The following is a 2,824-nucleotide window of genomic DNA, read 5'->3' as shown; positions in this document are numbered from 1 at the left end:
GCAGCCATCTGCTGCTACAAGCGACTCGTCCGCCTCACCACATAGGACACGGTCTTAGGGCTGCTCGTCGATGGCGAGGGCGTGTTCTTTGAGGAACGCGCCTGCGTGGGCCGCTGCTTCCTCTGCGGTCACGTACGGGGCCCCGTCGACGCCCGTACGGGACGTCCCATCAGCGCCTCGGCCGGTCCAGTCCCAAGCGCCGGTGGGCGACTGCACCAGCTCGGCAGTCCCTCCGAACAGTGCAAGCGTGCTCTTGCCCGCTGTCGCGGGTGCTGGGCGGCTGACTGCATCGGGCCATTTCTTACGGGCGCCCTGGCGGGTGATACCCCAGACGGTTCCCAACTGCTCGTAACTCGCGCCGTAGGAGCCGGCGGTCGCTGCCGCCCGCTCCGTGAGCCGCTTGACCTCGCCATCCACCACCTTCCACGCGGCCAGGACGGACAGCGCCACTTCGACCGGACTCGCGTCCCACATACGGTTGGCGGGTGCCCCGGTCTCCCGGGAGCGGAGGGCCGAGGCCAGGGGGTTCAAGGCGTCGTACAGGGCCTTGTCGAGCTCTGCCTGCTCTTCTGGGGTGATCTCAGGGACCGTCATGTTGCAACCATAGTTGTCACATCGGCCTCCGTAAACAAAAGTTTCCTTCCTGTGTATGGCTGTTACACATCAGAGAGCAGGCTCTAGCTGTTCCCCGCGCGGGTGTCGGGCTCCCCATGGGCTCGCTTGCTCGCCGTACGTGCAGGAATGAGATCGTGGGGATTCTCAAGTGCAGCTGCTTCCGGCTTACGCAGGGGTGGTCCCAAGGTCGGCTGGCGGGTCTACAACGCCTGGCCCTGCTCCCCGCGCCTGCGGGGATGGCCCCACGTACCCCTCGATCGAGTGGTCGAGCACGTCCTGAGGTAGCGGCCTGCGAACGGGCCGATGAGACGATTTCGATCTCCAGGAGCGACAGCAACCAACCCGCCGTCCTGCTCGTCGATCCGGTGCTGCACGCCGTACGCGGTCAGGACGTCCGTCGGCAAGCGTGCCGGAGACGAATCGTCTTCCGTCATTGCGCCGAGGTGATGTCGGAGCAAGGGGGCTCGACGAACTGCTTGTCGATCTCCGTCTTCCAGTGAGCGGCGACCTCTTCCGGCGTCTTTCCGGCCGGAACGGGCCGGGTGAAGCGGGCGAGCCACGTGCCGTCCTCCGGCCCGAGGACGGACACTTCGTAGCGACTGCCGGGCCGCAGCTTGGCAGTCGATGCGCCGGGAAGGCCGATCTCCGCGTCGGCGGGAAGTGTGCCCTTGTAGACGGCGAGGGTGCGGACCTTGAAGGTCTGCACGCCGGCGTCGTCGCCCTTGGCGATGTGCCTGCCCTCGGTGACGACGTCGACCAGGGCGAGGTTCTGGGCGCGGGCGGCTTCGGCCGCGTCGGACTGCGTGGGGTTGCACAGCGCCTCTACGCGCACGTCGTTGTCCTGCTGCGTGTAGGCGTAGCCGCCGGCGGCCACCGCGGCCACCAGGGCGAGGCCGGCGGTCCCGAGCACGAGCTTGTTCATGGTCAGCCCCACATCTTCTTGTAGTTGGCCTTGTCGATGTCCGGGATCCACGTGATCTCGAAGCCGGGTGACGGCGCGTTCTTCCACATCAGGGAGATGACGGTGTCGGCCTTGTGGCACAGGCCGAGCGCGTGCAGGGCGACGTACCGCAGCCGTTCCTTCGACACACCCCTGAGCTTCTGCTTGTTGAAGATGATGTAGTCGGTCGCGCCGATCGAGCCGTGGCGCTCGTAGCGGCCGAGGGGGTCAGTCTCCCGGGCGCCCAGGTTGGCGTCCTTGAACTCCAAGTCGTTCGACGTGATCGCCGAGTCGGCGACGATCTTGATCTTCGAGCCCTGGTATTGCCATGCCGAGATCGCGAACTTGCGGGCGTCGTCGTAGGCGGTGTTGTCGGTCCAGCGGACCTCGCCGTCGTCGACGGCCGAGAAGCCCTTGGTCTCGGTCACGCCGTCCAGGCACCGTGCCGGCTGTACGGCGACGTGGGCGGGCGGGGCGGTGAGAGTGATGCACGCCGCTGCGGCGAGGGCGAGCGGTAACGATCGGCCGTTCACGCTGCGGAGCGTATCGGTCACGGAGGGCAGCGTGGTGGTGATCGGGCGCGCCAGGCCCCCGCGCACCGGCGCGCGAGGTAGTGCATGGAGGTGGTGATGTTCATGGCCTCGGTCACGGTGAGCGTGAAACGGGTGACGATCTCGCCGCGTTCCTCTCCCTCGAAGGGCAGGAACGAGCCGGCGTACCGCGCCAGAGCCAGGCGCTCGCGATGCACGCGCGCGAGCACGATGTAGCCGCCTTCGCGCTCCTCGGCGAAGTGCGGCAGTCGAGCGGAGTCGAGAGCCGCCGACAGGTCGGAGCTGGAGTCCATGAATGGCGGACCGGCGAGGCCGACGACGGCCTCGCCCCGATGACCGGGCTGTCGCGGTGGCCGGGCCGTTGCGCCATGCAGGCCCCCGCGCCGCGGCCGGCCCTGCACCTGCGGGCGGACGTCAAGCTGGGGCTGTGCTACTGCTGCGGCGCCTTCTCGCGGCCGCTGGCGTCGCTGCTCTGTGTCAGCTGGACGGCCGTGTTCTCGACCCACGACAGCGCCCAGTCGACACCGGCCCGCCAACCGGGCTCCGCGCTCACCACCGGCTTCACCACGGCCCGCCCCGCACCGCTGTGACCTGCGAGGGTCATCGTTCGGGTCACTGAACTCTTTCACAGGGGCCACTGATCGAGTGATCCAGGCCGAGTCAGGATGAGGACCACAACGCACAGAGCTCCCGTGCCGTTGGGGGAGGTGTTCGAAGT

At 67.9% G+C, this 2,824-nt stretch carries 5 protein-coding genes; 1 reads left to right on the top strand and 4 read right to left on the bottom strand.

The genetic code is table 11. The features are described from left to right. Nucleotides 1-54 precede the first annotated feature (54 nt). The 4 genes from IE321_RS41265 to IE321_RS41250 all read right to left on the bottom strand — a co-directional run bounded on the left by IE321_RS41265 (nt 55) and on the right by IE321_RS41250 (nt 2,399). Nucleotides 55-594, bottom strand: a complete 540-nt coding sequence (locus IE321_RS41265; RefSeq protein WP_229916863.1) for a hypothetical protein — start codon at nt 592-594, stop codon at nt 55-57. 451 nt (nt 595-1,045) lie between these two features. Beyond that, on the bottom strand, nt 1,046-1,537 hold the full coding sequence (locus IE321_RS41260; RefSeq protein WP_190226750.1) for a hypothetical protein: 492 nt from the start codon (nt 1,535-1,537) through the stop codon (nt 1,046-1,048). Nucleotides 1,538-1,539: 2 nt separating this feature from the next. Further along, complete coding sequence (locus IE321_RS41255) at nt 1,540-2,109, bottom strand: hypothetical protein (protein ID WP_190226749.1); 570 nt, start codon at nt 2,107-2,109, stop codon at nt 1,540-1,542. Beyond that, nucleotides 2,106-2,399: a hypothetical protein gene (locus IE321_RS41250; RefSeq protein ID WP_190226748.1), complete on the bottom strand. Its 294-nt coding sequence runs from the start codon at nt 2,397-2,399 to the stop codon at nt 2,106-2,108. Before IE321_RS41250 ends, IE321_RS41255 begins: the two co-directional genes overlap by 4 nt. A 75-nt stretch (nt 2,400-2,474) precedes the next feature. Between IE321_RS41250 and IE321_RS41245 the strand changes: the two genes are divergently transcribed. Continuing rightward, on the top strand, nt 2,475-2,696 hold the full coding sequence (locus tag IE321_RS41245; protein ID WP_190226747.1) for a hypothetical protein: 222 nt from the start codon (nt 2,475-2,477) through the stop codon (nt 2,694-2,696). Nucleotides 2,697-2,824 lie beyond the last annotated feature (128 nt).

Origin of the sequence: Streptomyces hydrogenans (assembly GCF_014656075.1) — a bacterium.
GTDB classification, from domain to species: Bacteria; Actinomycetota; Actinomycetes; order Streptomycetales; family Streptomycetaceae; genus Streptomyces; species Streptomyces hydrogenans.
The sequence above is the reverse complement of the archived record's forward strand: the minus strand, read 5'-3'. Positions and strand labels throughout refer to the sequence as shown.

Bases quoted from the DNA above. Each gene is read 5' to 3' on its own strand.
- IE321_RS41265 (WP_229916863.1), bottom strand. From the start codon at position 594: ATGACGGTCCCTGAGATCACCCCAGAAGAGCAGGCAGAGCTCGACAAG.
- IE321_RS41260 (WP_190226750.1), bottom strand. From the start codon at position 1,537: ATGAACAAGCTCGTGCTCGGGACCGCCGGCCTCGCCCTGGTGGCCGCG.
- IE321_RS41250 (WP_190226748.1), bottom strand. From the start codon at position 2,399: ATGGACTCCAGCTCCGACCTGTCGGCGGCTCTCGACTCCGCTCGACTG.
- IE321_RS41245 (WP_190226747.1), top strand. From the start codon at position 2,475: ATGCAGGCCCCCGCGCCGCGGCCGGCCCTGCACCTGCGGGCGGACGTC.